This window comes from Shewanella inventionis (assembly GCF_019931735.1).
In the GTDB taxonomy this organism is placed as follows: Bacteria; Pseudomonadota; Gammaproteobacteria; order Enterobacterales; family Shewanellaceae; genus Shewanella; species Shewanella inventionis.
Map to the genome: position 1 here is coordinate 301,979 of NZ_CP082926.1, position 17,234 is coordinate 319,212.

Genomic DNA, 17,234 nt, shown 5'->3' on the forward strand with positions numbered 1-17,234 from the left:
GAATTAAGCTCCTAACATTGGTAGATCTAAGCCTTGCGCTTTGGCACAATCTTTAGCAAGCTCGTAACCCGCATCTGCATGACGCATCACCCCAGTTGCAGGGTCATTCCACAATACGCGCCCTAACCTAACAGCTGCCTCATCGCTACCATCGGCCACTATCACCACACCAGAATGCTGACTAAAACCCATCCCGACACCGCCACCATGATGCAACGACACCCAAGTGGCACCACTTGCTGTATTTAACAGCGCATTCATTAATGGCCAATCTGACACCGCATCTGAGCCATCTAGCATGGCTTCGGTTTCACGGTTAGGGCTGGCAACCGAGCCTGAGTCTAAATGATCTCGGCCAATCACTATCGGCGCCGACAACTCACCATTTTTAACCATTTCATTAAAGGCTAAGGCTAAACGGGCACGATCTTTAAGTCCAACCCAACAAATACGAGCAGGCAAACCTTGAAACGCAATGCGCTCACGTGCCATGTCTAACCAATTGTGTAGGTGTGGATTATCTGGAATAAGCTCTTTAACTTTGGCGTCAGTTTTATAGATATCTTCAGGATCGCCAGAGAGTGCAACCCAACGAAATGGACCAATACCTTCACAAAATAATGGCCGCACGTAAGCTGGCACAAAACCAGGGAAGTCAAAGGCATTAGTCACGCCTTCTTCCAAGGCCATTTGGCGAATATTATTGCCGTAATCGGTTGTTGCCGCACCCGCAGCTTGCAATGCAAGCATGGCCCTCACTTGCACCGCCATCGACTGTTTAGCGGCTTTAACCACTGCTGCCTCATCTGTTTTACGCATTTGAGCGGCATACTCTAAAGTCCAGCCTTGTGGTAAATAACCGTTTAAAGGATCGTGCGCCGAGGTTTGATCTGTCACCACATCTGGCGTAATACCACGGGTGACTAACTCACTAAACACATCTGCGGCATTTGCAAGCAAGCCCACCGATACCGGCTTACCGTTTTGATTAGCCTCATAAATCATCGCTAACGCTTGATCTAATGATGTGGCTTTTTTATCCACATAACCTGTACGCATGCGAAAATCGATACGGGTTTCATCCACTTCACAAGTTAACACTGAGTAACCTGCCATAGTACCAGCCAGAGGTTGCGCGCCGCCCATGCCGCCTAAGCCACCGGTTAAAATCCACTTACCTGCTGACGAGCCATTAAAATGCTGCTTTGCCATGGCCACAAAGGTTTCATAGGTGCCTTGCACAATGCCTTGCGAGCCGATATAAATCCAAGAACCCGCCGTCATTTGGCCGTACATTGCCAAGCCTTTTTTATCTAACTCATTAAAGTGTTCCCAGTTAGCCCAATGCGGTACCAGGTTTGAGTTAGCAATAATCACTCGCGGCGCATTAGCATGAGTAGTAAACACCCCAACAGGTTTACCAGACTGCACCAATAAGGTTTGGTCATCTTCAAGACGTTGCAGCACCTCAATAATTTTGTCGTAACTTTGCCAGTCACGCGCGGCGCGGCCAATGCCACCGTACACCACTAAATCTTCTGGGCGTTCGGCAACATCCGGGTGAAGGTTGTTCATTAACATCCGCATCGCAGCTTCTGTTAACCAGCTTTTACACTGCAATTGAGTGCCGTGTGGCGCAATAATGCGTCTACTTGGGTCGTGTCGTTTATCCATATTATCCTCTTCAACCAATTAATTTGGTTTGGTTTTTTGTTTTGTTTTTTGTCTTACCGTGATTACGGCCAGCTAATCAATAAAATTAACTGACATGCGTTATCTCTTAACCAGAGCTGAGGTGAGTTTAAATTTACTCCCTGGATGCACTAACCTTGCAAAACTCACCACCCCCTGGCGTGACCAGGTGCGGCGTAAAATTTGTAAACAGGGTTCTGTCGCATCTATTGCCAATCTTTGTTGCAACTGTTCGGTTGCCATAATCGCTTCAACGGTATGACGTGCTTCTGTTAACGGCGCAACGGCTGATAAGTATTCGTGAGGTGTCTGCGCAGTAAAATCTTGATGAAGATAATTAGGCACGAGTTTAGGGTTAACATAGCGCTCTTCGACTTGAAGAGGCATACCTTGTTCGCAATGCACCAGCACTGAATAAAACACCGTATTGCCCACTTCAAGCCCTAAGGCATTTGCCACAGCAACACTGGCTTCTATTGGCTGTAATTCAAGTTGCTTAACACTATAACCATGACCGCGATCTTTAATTTCATCAGCAATATTACGAATGGCGAGTAACGATGACTGCGACTTAAGCCCTGCCACAAAAGTGCCCACACCTTGAGTGCGCTCTAATACGCCTGAATCCACCAGCTCAGTTAATGCTCGCCTTGCCGTCATGCGGCTGCATGCAAACAAGTCTGTTAACTGATTTTCTGACGGCACGCGGTCATTTTCTTGCCATTGGCCTGTTTCAATACGCGACAAAATAAATTGTTTAATCTGAGCAAATTTTGCTTGGGCCATATCAAGAATTCCACGATCGCTAAAATAGAATGAATGCTTATTACTGCATTAACTCTACCTTGTATATACAAGATTAAACAAGTATTGTTGAATAAATAATAAATCGCGACATATTTTTCTTTTTAAGGGGATTCATGGTGTGGGATCAAGTATGGATAGATGTAAACGTGGCCACCATGGACCCGAGTGTGCATGGGGCTTACGGCGCCATACATCAAGCGGCTATCGCAATTAAAGACGGTAAAATAGCCTGGATAGGTCCTCGCAGTGAATTACCTGAATTCGATGTATTGGCAACACCCGTTTACAGAGGTAAAGGCGGCTGGATCACCCCTGGATTAATCGACTCACATACCCATTTAGTGTTTGCAGGTAATCGCGCCAATGAGTTTGAACAACGGCTCCAAGGCGCGAGTTATCAAGATATTGCCCGTGCCGGTGGCGGTATTATTTCAACCGTTAATGCCTGCCGCAACGCCGATGAAGCAGAGTTATTTGAGTTGGGTCGCCAACGCTTAAATGCCCTAGCCAGAGAAGGTGTCACCACGGTTGAGATTAAATCCGGATACGGCTTAAACACAGAGACCGAACTGAAACTATTGCGAGTTGCACGCGAGCTTGGCGAGCATCATCATATCGATGTTAGCACCACATTTCTGGGTGCCCATGCCATTCCGCCAGAATATCAGGACGATGTAGACAGCTATGTCGACCTTGTTATTAATGACATGCTGCCTGCAGTAATCGCAGAAGATTTAGCGGATGCAGTTGATGTATTTTGCGAAAACATCGCCTTTAATCTTGAGCAAACCGAACGAGTATTAAGTGCAGCCAAGCAAGCCGGTTTGCAGATAAAACTGCACGCTGAGCAGTTATCTAATATGGGTGGCAGTGCACTGGCGGCAAAACTGGGGGCCAAATCTGTCGACCATATTGAGTTTTTAGACGAAGCAGGTGTTAAGGCCATAAGCAAAAGTGGCACCTGTGCCACCTTACTACCTGGGGCTTTTTACTTTTTACGCGAAACCCAATTACCGCCCATCGATTTACTGCGTCAATACAAGGTGCCGATGGTGATTGCCAGCGATTTTAACCCGGGATCTTCTCCTATTTGCTCAACCTTATTAATGCTCAACATGGCGTGCACGTTATTTAGGCTCACCCCTGAAGAAGCCCTAAAAGGCGTAACCATCAATGCTGCTAAAGCATTAGGGATTGAGTTAAATGTTGGCCATCTTAGCGTGGGCATGCAGGCCGACTTTTGTTTATGGGATATCCACACCCCTGCACAACTGGCTTATGCTTACGGGGTTAATCCTTGTCAAAATGTGGTCAAAAATGGCCAAGTTGTAGCCTTACCCCGTTAATCGCATTTCAAACCTTCAAGCCGTATGTTGTTGGCTTTTATACACAACATATGGCTCTTTCTACTTCTATGCCTGTAAGGCCAGCAAGATAAAATCAATAATTGCGTGATTTTAAGAGCTATTTCATTTAGGCTTAGCCAATTATGAGCGATCGTTCAAAATCTTTTTATTGCTAACCTAACCCATATACACAGAGGTATTATGACAATCCGCACACTATTATCGATTGCAAGCGCATTTTTGCTGCTTAACAGTAGCCCAGTATTCGCCAATGAAACAACAGGTTCAGCCACCGAACTCACAAAACCTAAAGTCATTATTTTTGATGTAAATGAAACCCTGTTAGATCTTGAAAATATGCGTAAATCTGTTGGTACTGCGCTTAATGGGCGTGATGATTTATTGCCATTATGGTTCTCAACCATGTTGCATCACTCTTTAGTGGTTTCAGCCACTGGCGAGTATCAGTCGTTTGGCAATATTGGTGTGGCGTCATTAGAAATGGTGGCTGAGATTAACGGCATTACCATTACTCACGAGCAGGCCAAAACCGCGATTGTAACGCCTTTACGTTCATTACCCGCTCACCCAGATGTAGCAGAAGGCTTAGCGGCATTAAAAGCACAAGGTTATAAGCTAGTCACCTTAACTAACTCATCACTAGAAGGCGTGCAACTACAGCTTAAAAATGCCAACTTAAGCCAATATTTTGATGCCAACTTAAGCATCGAATCTGTTGGTGTATTTAAGCCGCATTTAAGCACGTACCAATGGGCAATCAAAGATTTAGGCGTTAACGCTAACGAAGCCCTAATGGTTGCTGCCCACGGCTGGGATATTGCCGGTGCAGAAAAAGCAGGTTTACAAACTGCATTTATCCGTCGACAGGGTAAAGTGTTGTTTCCACTGGCTGCAAAACCAGACTATAACGTGTTAGATGTGAATGACCTTGCCAAAACTCTGGCTACATTTAAATAAGTACACCCAGCATAATAAGAGGTTTCGCCTAGCCCGACTAAGCGATAACCTCTTTAACCAAGCCCTTGCCATTAACCATTATTTAACATTAAATAGGATGGATTAATGAGTCGCATAAAGGGATAAAAATAATGAAAAAAGGGTATTTAACACTGTTGATTACATTGGGTGTTTGCAGTTTAAGTGCAAGCACTTTCGCGCAAACCACATTGGTGCATGATGTTAACGGCTACACCTTAGTTAACGGTAAATTACACACCTTTAATGCAATTCAGTTCACCAACGATAAAATCGACCGACTTTTCACCAAAGACCAGGCTTTACCCACAACCAAAGATATCATTACCATTGACGGTAAAGGCAAAACCTTACTGCCAGGGTTAATCGACGCCCATGGGCATGTACTCAGTTATGGCTTAAGTTTATTAACCGCCGATTTAACAGGTAGCAAAAGCGAGCAAGATGCGGTTGCACGTGCGCAAGCTTTCATTAAAAAAAATCCAACAGACAGCTGGTTAATGGGCCGAGGTTGGAACCAAGAGTTGTGGGACAGCAAACAATTCCCAACAAAAGAAACGCTAGATAACGTTTTTACTGCTAATCCAGTATCATTTGGACGAGTTGACGGCCACGCTATTTGGGTTAACAGCAAAGCATTGGCACTTGCCGGTATTTCAGCCAGCACCGTCTCGCCAGAAGGCGGTGAAATCGTTAAGGACGAGCATGGCAACCCAACCGGAGTGTTAATCGACAATGCAATGAACTTAGTGTTTAGCATCATTCCCGATCTTAATCAGAAGCAGCTCGAGTCTACGTTAACTCTGGCGATGGACAGCTTAGCCTCATACGGTTTAACCAGCGTTCACGATGCGGGTATCAGCATTAACAACATTAGTGCCTATCAACAATTAGCAGCTAACAATGCTATGAGTGTACGCGTTAATGGTATGCTGTCGGTTGAAGACCCTCGTTTTGATACCATATTGAAGCAAGGCCATATCAACACTGCTGATAACATGTTTAAAGTCGACAGTGTAAAAATATCTGCCGATGGGGCGTTAGGTAGTCGCGGCGCAGCGTTAATTAAAGAGTACTCTGACCAACCCGGCCACAAAGGCTTAATGCTCTATTCAGATGAGCAATTAGGCAAACTGATTTTACAGGCAATGAAAGCCGGATTTCAGGTTAATACCCACGCCATCGGCGACAACGCCAACCAGGTAGTACTTAATAAATACCAAACGGCCATTGCCGCAACCGACTCCAAAGCATTGCGCCACCGTATCGAACATGCACAAATTCTTGATTTAGCCGATGTTCCACGCTTTGCTCAACTTGGGGTTATTGCCTCAGTGCAGGCTACTCACGCCACCAGCGACAAAAACATGGCTGAAAACCGTTTAGGCAAAGCGCGACTTGCAGGAGCTTATGCATGGCGCAAACTGTTAAATGCCAATGCTGTTGTTGCCAATGGCTCCGACTTCCCGATTGAATCCCCTAACCCATTCTTTGGCCTGCACGCATCGGTAACACGTCAAGATCATGCAAATCAACCACTCGACGGTTGGCTAGCAACTGAAAAGCTCTCCCGCATAGAGGCGCTTAAAAGCTTCACTATCGACGCAGCCTATGCCGGCCACCAAGAGCAGTTACTGGGTACACTAGAGTCAGGTAAAAAAGCAGATTTTATTTTGGTTGAGGACGATTACTTTGCAATAAACCCACAACAGATATGGCAAAACAAGGTTATTGCCACCTGGGTAAACGGCCGTCAGGTGTTTGTGAAAGGAGAGGAATAGAGCTTCTCAATCTATTTCCTTATGTGCCAAAGTGACACGCAGATTGCTTTTTGAGCAATTTAACCACATAATGCTTATGTGACACTTTGGCACAAATAGAGAGAATATTATGGCAGCTACGTTACCTCGCATCACCGCTAGAGTTGATGCTGACACCCAAGATTTATTATCGAAAGCCGCGGCGCTTACTGGCATGTCGAGCATTAATTCATTTATGTTAAATGCTGCAATCGAAAAGGCCAAACAAGTGATTGAACGTGAAGAAACGTTAAAGCTTAATCAAGCTGATGCCACTTTACTTATGGAAGCCCTAGACCGCCCAGCAACCGCAAACTCAAATCTACAAGCGGCTTCTGAACGTTATAAAAGCAAAAACCAATAATGAATACGGTACTGTTAGATAAGGCAAAACACGATAGAAACCGCTTTAACTGTGGCAGTGACGCACTTAATAACTACTTGAAAGTTATGGCGAGTCAGCAAGCTAAAAAAGACAACACCAGAACCTTTGTTTTAGAAGATGATATCAATAACGCTCATATTATCGGTTTTTATACATTAACAATGACCCCGATAGACATAAAAGCCCTGCCACATAAGCTACAAAAAAAATATCAATCTTCAACCTCAGGCGGCCTCATCGCCCGCTTAGCAGTAGATAAGCGTTACAAAGCCCAGGGGTTTGGTGAATGGTTACTTATTGATGCATTGCAAAAGTTGCTCACTGCGAGTGACAGCGTAGCATTCCCTGTGGTGATTGTTGACGCAAAAGATGGCGCAAAGCACTTCTATCAACGCTATGGTTTCCAGGCATTTCAAGATGCAGAACACAAACTGTTCATCACCATCGCAGATGTAAGAGCGAGTTTGAACTAGTTTGAGTGGCTTGAGATAGCTTGAAAAACTTAGAGCCAAGAATGTATCACTTCACGGATTAGACATGGCATAAGCTCTTTATAACAAGATGATCCAAGCAGGTTACAAACCGTCAACGCTTGCTCAAGCGTTGTTAAGAAATTATCGCCTCTATTATTCAATTTCAATCAATTGGAATAATGTAGTATTAGCGGTTGGGGCAATGCTTTTTTATAAAAGAAAGAGGAAACAGCCGCTGGTTTCCTCTTAGTCCGGTATGGGCAATGTGCCGCCATGATAATAATAACAAAACGACAAAAATTACATTTGGATCCAGGCTAACGCACACTGTCGGGAAGACGAAAAATACTATCGACAACACGCTGCAAAGAAACCTACGTATTAGAAAACTGTAAATAAAGTTTGTCTTTAAGCACTGCCCGCTCATGCTTAGCTTGATGCATAAACTCATCACTTGTCGGTGAGTTTCTCAATTCGAGCTTACGGATCTCTGTATCTAATTCATGGTAACGACGAGCATTTTCTGCAAACACAGTGTCATCAGCCGTCAACGTTAAAATGGTCAGCGTATACTCCGGAAAATCAACTAACAACGCATGGTTTTCACCTAACATATCTCACTCCTTTACAGTTAGCAGTATTAAGCAGTTCTAAGGGTAGACTATATTTATCCTTATGGTTATATCTGGGGCTAAACTCATAAAAATACTCAACACACCCAATTATTCTCAACTCTATTTGATGATTATCACTGCTGAAATACCGCTAATTGTTGAGTGTATTTGCGCTGATAAAAAGGATGGTCAGTATTAGCTAAGGCTTGTTTTTCAGCTTCAATCGCTTTTGCAAGTTCATCTGTACTGGCATAAACCATAGCTAACGCATGATACGCGGTATGAGCCTTAGGATAGGCGTTTAACGTGTCTTGATACACGGCTATTGCTTGCGCTGGGCTAGCGCTAACCAAACTATCACCCAGCGCTAATAACGAATCAATCGCTGGTACTTCAAAACCATAAACCTCATTAGTCAGGCGTTTATAATGAGCCAAAATTGACTTTGTGCCTTGTTTGGATACCTCAGAAGTTACCGGCAACACTGTATGTATGTCATTAAATATCATCTCGATACCTAACGCGGTAGCGATTATGGGCTGTGTCATATAATAGCTGCCATCAAAGCGTTTAATTTGATAGTCCAGTTTGCTATTGGCATGGGTCTTAATTATCTCTTCGAGTATCGCAAAAGACTCGAGCTGCCTTTGCTCAAAATCACTGTCACTGGTTGTCATAAATAAAAAGCGTGGCGTGCCTTGCATATTGGTAAGCTTTTTAGGTGCATCTGTAAGTACGTATGCAAAATCTTCTGATAACACAGGGCTGGCTGCAATATAGGCATTAAATAAGTGAGGTCGGTTAATAAGACTGTGTAGCACTAATCCAGCGTTGCCAGTAAAACCATTAAAAATTCGAAATCCATTGGTGCGGTAACGTTTATCAATGGCTGGCAATAAATCTTGTTCAAAGAAATCCAATAACGTTTGATCGCCTTGCTTTTCTATTGCTGCGACCTTCAGCTTACCTAAGCCCTCATGGCCATTTGGCGCGGTAACAATGATGGTTTCTAACCACGGCCAACCACCGTTATGGCTCATCCAATCGTGCATGCCGCTTAAATAAAGGTGACTTCGAGGATGGAGATCCAATAACACCACATACCGTTTATCAACAGACTCGCTATAACCATTAGGTAGGCTCACGACAAAGTCGGCATTGGCATTAAATGTGCTTGAGTTAACACTGAGAATATCGGTTTTAGGTTGCACAAATGCTGCTATGCGCGGCGCATCTACTGCATAGGCATTTACCACAACCATAGTCAGTAGCAGCGAACAGACAAACAGGATTCCTTTACATAAATTCAACCCCTTAGCCGTAAAGTCGTTAAGTACAGTTACCATATTTTCATCCTTGTTTTGTATACTTTATGAACCTAACAGAGCTAGCAGTACAAGGCAATTTAGCATTAACTAAATCTAGTTCACAACTTGTACTAAAAGTCGCCAAGCCTAGGCGTTATATCATCAATAGCACTAGCCTTAGTGGCCAATAAAGCATAGGATCATGGTAAGTTTATTTATTGTTTGGGAGTCACAAATCTTATGAGTATTAGAGCTATCATCGTTGATACCGCCGGTACCACTACCGATCTTAACTTTATTCAGGATGTGTTATTTCCATATTCACGCACTGCAATGGCCGAGTTTCTTGAGCAAAACCAGCACAATGTTTTGGTCGATTGCTGTATAAGCGATGTAAAAGATATCGCCCTTGAACCCGATGCCTCTTTGGCACGAGTGACTGAAATTTTACAACAATGGATTGATGAAGACCGTAAAGTGACGCCACTAAAAACCTTGCAAGGATTAATTTGGAAGCAAGGCTATAACCGCGTTGATTTTACTGGCCATATTTACCCAGACTTTATTGAGTCGATTGAACGCATTACCCAAAAAGGCATCCGCATTTACAGCTTTTCTTCTGGCTCTGTTGAAGCGCAAAAACTGCTGTTTAGTCATTCAGACTCTGGAGATTTAACCAGTGCATTTAGTGGCCACTTTGACACTCGCACAGGTAACAAATTAGACAAGCAAGCCTACTGCAATATTTGCAATACGATTAGCTTAAAGCCAAAACAAATTTTGTTTGTGTCTGATGTAGCAGAAGAGCTCAAAGCGGCGGCTTCTGCCGGAATGACAACCTGCCAAATGTTGCGTTTTCCTGAGCAGGTTAAAGCCAAATGCCAAACGGTGACCAGCTTTAACGAATTACAATTCGACTAATCTGTTTTGGCAACACTTTCCTATAAAAACGACCTTGATGGTCGTTTTTTATTTTCGCCAATAGCCAAGAATAACCCACAAACACCGCCTAGCAAGAAGAAAACCATACACCAGGTGCGCTAAGTCATGTCAGTTTTGGCAAAATAAATTCCTTTCTGGTTTACAGGCTAAACACTATAACCCTTGTTGTACCAGCCTGCGGCTGGTAAATTAACGATGATTTCAAACAAGTGTTTAACTTTTATTATACAGGGTATCCCATGGAAGACTTTTTAGCTACACACTCTATTAGCACCAATATACAAGTTGCCTGGGGAGAAATGGATGCACTGCAACACGTTAATAATGCTGTCTATTTTCGATATTTTGAAACCGCGCGTCTCGACTTTTTTAATCAAATAAACATGCTCGCCGACTTAAAAACCACAGGTGTTGGACCTGTGCTCAGTGAGACTAACGCCCGCTTTAAGCGCCCGCTAACATTCCCGGACTCAATCATTGTTGGCATTAAAATCAGCGACATCACACAAGACCGTTTTGTTATGCACTACACAGTGTTTAGCAAAGCACAGCAAGCGGTTACCACCATTGGCTGGGCTAAAGTGGTGATGTTTAATTTTAAAACCGGACAAAAGGCCAAACTCACGCCTGAATTACTTGCCGCCCTGTCAAAACATCAGTAAGTTTGAGCAATGAACATTTAAACCAAAACGCTTAGAGGGCACAAAATGAACAGCCAAGATACTGTCTCCGTAGCGCACCAGGCCGAACAACATCGTTTTGTAGTCAATATTAACGGTGCTCAAGCCCTGCTTGAATACCATTTAACGGGCAAAAATATAGATTTTCATCGCACCTTTGTGCCACCAGAGTTACGCGGTAAAGGCATTGCTGAAAAGTTAGTGCGTACTGGGCTGGCATGGGCTAAAAGCGAAGGCTTAACTATTAATGCCAGCTGCAGTTATGTGGTTAAATTTTTATCTTAATGAGTTACCCGCCCACACATTAAGCTGGCCCGGTTACCGCCGCTAATTGCTGGCGCACAAGATCACTTAATGGTTCGCTTTTTTCAGTGTTATAATTGTAATGCACCATGGTGGTGGTGGCTTCGGCGGTTTTTTTGCCGTTTTGCCAACAGCTTTGTAAAATATCAAAACTGCTATTACCCAAACGGCTAATGTGGGTTTTTACTGTCACTTCCGTGCCGTAGTAAGTTGGTGCAGTAAAGGCAATGGTAAAGCCAGCAATAATCATGTTCCACTTGGTTAAATCTTGCCCTGGATTAACAATATCAAAAATCGGCTCACGCGCCGCTTCAAACCACACCGGAATAACGGTGTTATTAATGTGTCCTAGTGCATCGGTTTCACAAAAACGTGGTTTAAGAGTCATGCTAAATTGAGTGTCTGCCACAATAAATCCTTTATTATTATAATGTATGGGTATTCATCCATTCTAACGACACATCTCGCTACAGGTCATCAAAAAAATCTTTATCGCGAATGTATTTGTGCATGTAATGCGAAGCAAATGGCGACAATAGCCAACTGGCAAAACTCAACAAAAAGCGTTTAACAGGCGAGATATTGTCGTATATACGCTCGTTATGTAACCAAAGCATCCGCCCAACGTGATGAAACATTCCCGGCAGTGGCGGTAAAAATGTCACTACATCAACGCCACAACAAATTCGATAGGTACGCCTGTGCAGTAAATATTGGCGCTGAAAACTACCAAAACCCGGTGCTGGCTGACCAAATGTCACTACGCGTTTTATTGATTTAGTGTATTGGCGCTCTAACCTGTCGGCGGCCAATATCGCCATGGCACCGCCCGATGAATGCCCCGTTAACGTGACCCTTTTACCCAATAAAATCAGTGGGCTGACAATAGCATGTAGCCGCTGAAAAATGCTTTGATCAGCTTGATAATTGGGCGCGGTAGGATTACTCATCTGCTCTAATAAATAATCGTAACCATAATGCACGTGGTAACGACAATGACTAAATTGCTTTACTTTAGGCATACACAGTAAGTTAATTAACCATTCATTTACCGTTTGTGACCCCCTAAACACCACCAGCACCTCTGGGTGATCATCGCGCCACAACACCCGCGCACAAATATGCCCCCAACGATTGGCTATTTCGGCATAATTATCAGTTGAGAACCCCAAACTTTGCGGATCAAAGTCGGTTTGATACGTTACCTTACAGAGCACTGCATAACGTTCATATTGGTAGCGCTTAAGCTTTTTCAAATCCTGTGGCCTGCCAGATAACACCGCATTGAGCATAAGACAAACAGATGACAATTCAGTGAAAAACAAAAAGAGCGCTCAACGGCGCTCTATTGTTAACGTTTTTCGCAATGATTAGTTGCTATACATGGCATTAATTTCATGGTGATATTTGCTGTAAATCATTTTACGACGTAGCTTTAATGTCGGCGTAATGAGTCCAGACTCCATCGAGAATGCTTCATGCAATAAGGTGAATTTTTTAATTTTTTCAAAGCCTGCTAATTCATGTTGCAGCTCGATTAAGCGCTGCTCAAAATGCGCGACCACTTGTGAGTGGCGTAGTAATTCAATCGGATTCTCAACATGGATACCTTGCGCGATTGCCCAAGCATTTAATGCTTCAAATGCCGGCACAATAAGGGCTGACACGTAATTGCGTGCATCGGCAATAATAGCCACCTGCTCGATAAAAGGACAACAAGCCACTTTACCTTCAACGCGCTGCGGGGCAATGTATTTACCGTTAGAGGTTTTCATTAACTCTTTAATGCGGTCGGTAATGTATAAGTTGCCTTGCTCATCGATACGCCCTGCATCACCGGTTTTTAACCAGCCGTCTTCAAAGGCTTCGGCGGTGTCATCGGGGCGATTGTAATACCCGCGCATTACGGTGTCGCCACGCACTAAAATCTCATCGTCTTTACCCAGCTTGATTTGCATGGCCTCTAACGGTTTACCATTTGAACCTGGCACACGATTGTCCAAAGTGTTACAGGTAACCGTCGCGCACGTTTCTGTCATGCCATACCCACACAACACTGGCACACCAATACTGTGAAAAAAGCCGCCAACATTTACATCCAACGCTGCGCCGCCCACAGGCATAAACTTTAGCCGGCCGCCAAGCACTTGCTGCAACTTGGTAAAAACCAATTTATTAGCCAACTGCCACTGGGCACTTAACCATAAACTTGGCTTAGCACGGCCCTGACTAACTTCAAATTGGCGCTTACCGACGTTAATCGCCCAAGCAAATAATGCTTGGCGTGTTTTAGGTGCTTTGCCGACTTTATCATGCACTGCACTGTAAATTTTTTCTAAAAAGCGCGGCACTGCACATAAAGTGTGCGGCTTAACCGCAACAAGCGCCTGTTTAATTTTATTGGTGTCGTTTAAATACACATTTCGACCGCCACGGCACAATACATACATGCTCCATCCACGCTCAAACACATGGCTTAACGGCAAAAAGGCTAATGACACATCGCCGGCGGTAAAAGGCAGTTTTTGATCATGTTGGCTAATCATTGAGGCAAAATTGCGGTAATCGATCATCACCCCTTTTGGGTTGCCTGTGGTACCTGAGGTGTAAATCAGCGTGAGCAAGTCATCCAAATCAGTATTGGCTAATCGGCTGGTTAATTCTTGGGTTACGCTTGGATTAAATTGTGCGGTTAATAGCGAGTCAAAATGCAGGTGATTGTCGGCTCGTAAGGTCACCTTAGCATCAAACACCACAATGTGTTGCACGCAGTCAGCTTGCGCAGCAATGTTACAAGCCATGTCATATTGCTGCTGATCGCCAGCAAAAATTAATTTAGCTTGAGCATCGTTAACAATAAACACCGCTTGTTCAAGTGTGCTGGTTGGGTAAACAGGTACCACGACATTACGCGCTTTAAGTGCACCAATATCGGCACACGTCCACTGCGGGCAGTTTTGCGACAATATCACGATTTTGTCTTGCACTTGTAAGCCAAACTCAATCAATAATTGCGCCACCGAGTCGGTCAATGCATTGAATTGATCCCAAGTCACTGAGTGCCATGGCGCAAGCATTTCAAAGCCTTCTAGGGCAATACTGCTACCTAAAGACTGACTTTGCTGTTGCAGAAGTTTTACAACGTGATATTGATTTAGTGACATTTAATCGTGACCTTTTAAGCTTACAGGTGTTCCGCTTTTTTGCATTCTACCTTAAGCTTAAAAAAATCATAAGAGCTTTTGCTCTATTTGTGCGATTAACATCACTTTTACAAACTAAACTTATTGAACACAAGTATCAGCAAACCGATATTTAAGCCACAGTAACGCCATACCTCCAAAGCTGTCGTTTACCCCAAATTAATGTCAATACACCCACTAAAGTAAGTGGAATATCCAACAATAGCCACGGGGTAACACTGTCGCCGTCTCTTAGCGCAGCAAAACTCATCGATACGATTATCGAGTGTGCAAACACCACTAACATTGCCGCAGTCGCTTGTTGGCTGTTGCGGCATGCGGAACCTGTTCCGAGCATAATCGCACAACCCCAAAAGGTGCTTAAACTTAAGTGAACTAAAAACATCAGGCTGAGTTGTTGCTCAAACAAAGATTTAAGCCCCCCAAAACAGGTAACTAGCAGTACCATTGCCACAATAAAACGATATTGACTGTGGAAAAAGGCCTCTTTCATCCCACTTAACCCGCTGTAACAAGGCAATAAAAATAAGGTTTCGGTGGCACGCCAGCGCTGAATACGGCTCCAATGAATAATCGCGCAGCTGATCACTGAAAATTGAGCAATTAAAAACACGGTAGGCAAATCGAAATCAAGCAACCACGAAAAGAGCATTAAGCCTATAGCGATAACAGGTAGAGCTAGCATCATCATGGTTAACACAGGGCCAATAAAGAAATTCATTGGATGAAACAGGCGCTCAAATTTACCCACCCACGCGACGCCTTTAATGCTTGGTAACCACATCCAGCCCATTTGTACGGCATTGAGGTACACCACCCGCGCATCGCTATTCCAGTGCAGTTGCCGACACAAGCTAATCACACGGAAAAACAGCATGGCAACAATCATTAAACTGGCCCATAGCGACAAACGAGAAGAGAGTTCATCTAAAAATGGCACCGCAATAAACAGCGCAAACGATAAATGAAAATAATGACTGCGCCACAAACAAAGCCACACAAATCCAAGCCCAACCGCAACGGCTAACCACAATTGCGCTATTACTTCATATGCTGCAAAAATCACACAAGCCGACACCTGAAACCCAATAACCGCCAGCGCTATAGTCAACGCCTGTTGCAATACATTTGCTTGATAACCTGGGATTAATTGGCTGGTCTCGGTCGCTACTAAACGATTTAACTGCCAGGCAATACTGGCTGCCGCTGAAACACTGGCCATTGAAAAAACCAGGCTAACCACCTCAGTTTTGCCGCTAATTAACAGCGCAAGCCCAAGCACTAACCCAAGCAGGCTCGTGCCCAAAAAACTGACACTACCTAAGTCATATAACCACATACGCAACATCCCCTGATAGGGTTTACGCCATGTGGCTTGTTTTCCTTGAGTTGGCAGCGCACTCATCGGTGCAGCTCCATAAATAACTGTTCTAAATTTAACGATTTTTCACTTTGCACACCTGCTATCACCTCCGAGTTACCCTGGGTGTCCACCAGCACGGTTTGGCCGGTTTGGCTTAATATTCTGTAGCTTGCAGGTAGTTTGGTCTCGTCGTTAAGAGTGAGTAATTTTACCTCTTCACGCAGGGCATCAATTTCTTTAAACAGCACTAAGTCGCCTTTTTTGATGAGTGCTACATGGCTGGCTACACGCTCTAAATCTGAAGTAATGTGCGATGAAAACAATACCGCCGAACCAGAGTCGAGCGCGAGATCAAACAGGTCTCCCATAAATTGGCGACGAGCAATTGGGTCGAGGCTAGCAACGGGTTCGTCGAGCAACAATAGCGTTGGTCGATACGCCATCGCCATGATCAAGGCTAACGATTGGCGCTGACCCACAGACAATTTTTGTACGGCTTGAGTCACATCTAAATCAAAGCGTTTTAGCCACTCTTGTTCTAAGGCGATGTCCCAATTGGGGTAAAAGCTGCGATGTAATTCTAATGCTTTATCTATGGTAAAACCTTCGTATCCAAAAGGCTGTTGTGGCACATAGCCAATGCACTGTTTTGCTTCAACAGAAAGGTTTTCTGGCGATTCGCCCAGAGTATTGATGTGACCACTATCGATACCCACAATGCCAAGCGCACAACGCATTAGAGTCGATTTACCCGCACCATTTTGGCCTAATAATCCCACCACCATGCCAGGGTAAAGTGTCATCGACAAATCACTCAATACTTTATGCCCAGCGGCAGCGTGATCTGTCGTGCTATAGATTTTATTAACTGAATTAAACTGTAAAACGGGTTGTTCTTCGGCTTCCATGTTCGATATTCCTACCAAAATTTAGCTTAAATGACGGCTATTCTTGATCCCAAGATTGCTTTAGCAGCTGCTGTAACTCGTCGTAATCAACACCTAATTGTTGTGCCTGTTCAACTAATGCTCTGAGCTGCGGCGCTAATAAACTGCTACCAGACGCTGTGTTTGCAGACGTTCTGGCGGCAACACATGACGGTTGACCACGACGCCGCTCAACCCAGCCTTGATCAACAAGTTGCTGCATTGCACGCGACACCGTCATGGGGTTGACCGCCAAATGCTCGGCCAATTGGCGCACTGAAGGGAGGACATCTTCAGGCTGCAATTGGCCACCAACAATTAAGCGCACAATTTGATCGTGCAATTGTCGATAAATGGGTTCACCACTACTGGGGTTGACATTTAGTAATTCTAACATT

18 protein-coding genes are annotated in these 17,234 nt (G+C 44.2%); 8 read left to right on the forward strand and 10 right to left on the reverse strand.

The window, feature by feature from the left end:
• Positions 1-3: 3 nt before the first annotated feature.
• Complete coding sequence (gene hutU, locus K8B83_RS01430; protein WP_223418994.1) at positions 4-1,674, reverse strand: urocanate hydratase; 1,671 nt, start codon at positions 1,672-1,674, stop codon at positions 4-6.
• A gap of 99 nt (positions 1,675-1,773) precedes the next feature.
• Complete coding sequence (gene hutC / locus K8B83_RS01435; protein WP_223418996.1) at positions 1,774-2,478, reverse strand: histidine utilization repressor; 705 nt, start codon at positions 2,476-2,478, stop codon at positions 1,774-1,776.
• Between the two features lie 134 nt (positions 2,479-2,612).
• Here hutC and hutI point away from each other — a divergent pair, with 134 nt between their 5' ends.
• The 5 genes from hutI (at position 2,613) to K8B83_RS01460 (ending at position 7,498) form a co-directional block, all read left to right on the forward strand.
• Complete coding sequence (gene hutI, locus K8B83_RS01440; protein ID WP_223418998.1) at positions 2,613-3,845, forward strand: imidazolonepropionase; 1,233 nt, start codon at positions 2,613-2,615, stop codon at positions 3,843-3,845.
• A gap of 201 nt (positions 3,846-4,046) precedes the next feature.
• A complete protein-coding gene (locus K8B83_RS01445) occupies positions 4,047-4,823 on the forward strand; it encodes a haloacid dehalogenase type II (protein WP_223419000.1) in 777 nt (258 codons plus the stop codon).
• 131 nt (positions 4,824-4,954) lie between these two features.
• Positions 4,955-6,622, forward strand: a complete 1,668-nt coding sequence (locus K8B83_RS01450; RefSeq protein WP_223419002.1) for an amidohydrolase — start codon at positions 4,955-4,957, stop codon at positions 6,620-6,622.
• Between the two features lie 109 nt (positions 6,623-6,731).
• The gene (locus tag K8B83_RS01455) at positions 6,732-7,004 is read left to right on the forward strand and encodes a type II toxin-antitoxin system TacA family antitoxin (protein ID WP_223419003.1); all 273 of its coding nucleotides are present in this window, start codon (positions 6,732-6,734) and stop codon (positions 7,002-7,004) included.
• A complete protein-coding gene (locus K8B83_RS01460) occupies positions 7,001-7,498 on the forward strand; it encodes a GNAT family N-acetyltransferase (RefSeq protein ID WP_223419986.1) in 498 nt (165 codons plus the stop codon). The genes K8B83_RS01455 and K8B83_RS01460 overlap by 4 nt, the downstream gene beginning before the upstream one ends.
• Before the next feature lie 374 nt (positions 7,499-7,872).
• Here the strand turns inward: K8B83_RS01460 and K8B83_RS01465 are convergent, their stop codons facing one another.
• Together K8B83_RS01465 and K8B83_RS01470 are read right to left on the reverse strand one after the other, a co-directional pair.
• On the reverse strand, positions 7,873-8,112 hold the full coding sequence (locus K8B83_RS01465) for a YdcH family protein (RefSeq protein WP_188739003.1): 240 nt from the start codon (positions 8,110-8,112) through the stop codon (positions 7,873-7,875).
• 134 nt (positions 8,113-8,246) lie between these two features.
• On the reverse strand, positions 8,247-9,458 hold the full coding sequence (locus tag K8B83_RS01470; RefSeq protein WP_223419005.1) for an alpha/beta hydrolase-fold protein: 1,212 nt from the start codon (positions 9,456-9,458) through the stop codon (positions 8,247-8,249).
• Positions 9,459-9,659: 201 nt separating this feature from the next.
• On the opposite strand from K8B83_RS01470, the gene mtnC reads away from it, so the two are divergent.
• The 3 genes from mtnC to K8B83_RS01485 all read left to right on the forward strand — a co-directional run bounded on the left by mtnC (position 9,660) and on the right by K8B83_RS01485 (position 11,326).
• On the forward strand, positions 9,660-10,340 hold the full coding sequence (gene mtnC, locus K8B83_RS01475; protein ID WP_223419007.1) for an acireductone synthase: 681 nt from the start codon (positions 9,660-9,662) through the stop codon (positions 10,338-10,340).
• A gap of 260 nt (positions 10,341-10,600) precedes the next feature.
• On the forward strand, positions 10,601-11,023 hold the full coding sequence (locus tag K8B83_RS01480) for an acyl-CoA thioesterase (protein WP_223419009.1): 423 nt from the start codon (positions 10,601-10,603) through the stop codon (positions 11,021-11,023).
• Positions 11,024-11,068: 45 nt separating this feature from the next.
• Entirely contained in the window at positions 11,069-11,326 is a 258-nt protein-coding gene (locus tag K8B83_RS01485) for a GNAT family N-acetyltransferase (RefSeq protein WP_188739000.1), read from the forward strand.
• Between the two features lie 19 nt (positions 11,327-11,345).
• On the opposite strand, the gene K8B83_RS01490 is transcribed toward K8B83_RS01485, so the two are convergent.
• The 6 genes from K8B83_RS01490 to K8B83_RS01515 form a co-directional block, all read right to left on the reverse strand.
• Complete coding sequence (locus K8B83_RS01490; protein WP_223419011.1) at positions 11,346-11,753, reverse strand: acyl-CoA thioesterase; 408 nt, start codon at positions 11,751-11,753, stop codon at positions 11,346-11,348.
• Positions 11,754-11,811: 58 nt separating this feature from the next.
• Complete coding sequence (locus K8B83_RS01495) at positions 11,812-12,600, reverse strand: lipase family protein (RefSeq protein WP_188738998.1); 789 nt, start codon at positions 12,598-12,600, stop codon at positions 11,812-11,814.
• A gap of 114 nt (positions 12,601-12,714) precedes the next feature.
• On the reverse strand, positions 12,715-14,508 hold the full coding sequence (locus tag K8B83_RS01500) for an AMP-dependent synthetase/ligase (protein ID WP_223419013.1): 1,794 nt from the start codon (positions 14,506-14,508) through the stop codon (positions 12,715-12,717).
• A gap of 151 nt (positions 14,509-14,659) precedes the next feature.
• Complete coding sequence (locus K8B83_RS01505; protein WP_223419015.1) at positions 14,660-15,952, reverse strand: ABC transporter permease; 1,293 nt, start codon at positions 15,950-15,952, stop codon at positions 14,660-14,662.
• Positions 15,949-16,818, reverse strand: coding sequence for an ABC transporter ATP-binding protein (locus K8B83_RS01510; RefSeq protein ID WP_223419017.1), 870 nt, complete (start codon positions 16,816-16,818; stop codon positions 15,949-15,951). Before K8B83_RS01510 ends, K8B83_RS01505 begins: the two co-directional genes overlap by 4 nt.
• Positions 16,819-16,855: 37 nt before the next feature.
• Positions 16,856-17,233 (reverse strand): GntR family transcriptional regulator, encoded by a 378-nt coding sequence (locus K8B83_RS01515; protein ID WP_188738994.1) that lies wholly within the window; start codon positions 17,231-17,233, stop codon positions 16,856-16,858.
• Position 17,234: the final 1 nt, after the last annotated feature.

Excerpts from the sequence above, each read along its gene's own strand:
- K8B83_RS01450 (WP_223419002.1), top strand. The coding sequence starts at position 4,955 with ATGAAAAAAGGGTATTTAACACTGTTGATTACATTGGGTGTTTGCAGT.
- K8B83_RS01515 (WP_188738994.1), bottom strand. The coding sequence starts at position 17,233 with ATGTTAGAATTACTAAATGTCAACCCCAGTAGTGGTGAACCCATTTAT.
- K8B83_RS01505 (WP_223419015.1), bottom strand. The coding sequence starts at position 15,952 with ATGAGTGCGCTGCCAACTCAAGGAAAACAAGCCACATGGCGTAAACCC.
- K8B83_RS01455 (WP_223419003.1), top strand. The coding sequence starts at position 6,732 with ATGGCAGCTACGTTACCTCGCATCACCGCTAGAGTTGATGCTGACACC.
- K8B83_RS01470 (WP_223419005.1), bottom strand. The coding sequence starts at position 9,458 with ATGGTAACTGTACTTAACGACTTTACGGCTAAGGGGTTGAATTTATGT.
- K8B83_RS01480 (WP_223419009.1), top strand. The coding sequence starts at position 10,601 with ATGGAAGACTTTTTAGCTACACACTCTATTAGCACCAATATACAAGTT.
- K8B83_RS01465 (WP_188739003.1), bottom strand. The coding sequence starts at position 8,112 with ATGTTAGGTGAAAACCATGCGTTGTTAGTTGATTTTCCGGAGTATACG.
- hutU (WP_223418994.1), bottom strand. The coding sequence starts at position 1,674 with ATGGATAAACGACACGACCCAAGTAGACGCATTATTGCGCCACACGGC.
- mtnC (WP_223419007.1), top strand. The coding sequence starts at position 9,660 with ATGAGTATTAGAGCTATCATCGTTGATACCGCCGGTACCACTACCGAT.
- hutC (WP_223418996.1), bottom strand. The coding sequence starts at position 2,478 with ATGGCCCAAGCAAAATTTGCTCAGATTAAACAATTTATTTTGTCGCGT.
- hutI (WP_223418998.1), top strand. The coding sequence starts at position 2,613 with ATGGTGTGGGATCAAGTATGGATAGATGTAAACGTGGCCACCATGGAC.
- K8B83_RS01445 (WP_223419000.1), top strand. The coding sequence starts at position 4,047 with ATGACAATCCGCACACTATTATCGATTGCAAGCGCATTTTTGCTGCTT.
- K8B83_RS01510 (WP_223419017.1), bottom strand. The coding sequence starts at position 16,818 with ATGGAAGCCGAAGAACAACCCGTTTTACAGTTTAATTCAGTTAATAAA.
- K8B83_RS01500 (WP_223419013.1), bottom strand. The coding sequence starts at position 14,508 with ATGTCACTAAATCAATATCACGTTGTAAAACTTCTGCAACAGCAAAGT.
- K8B83_RS01485 (WP_188739000.1), top strand. The coding sequence starts at position 11,069 with ATGAACAGCCAAGATACTGTCTCCGTAGCGCACCAGGCCGAACAACAT.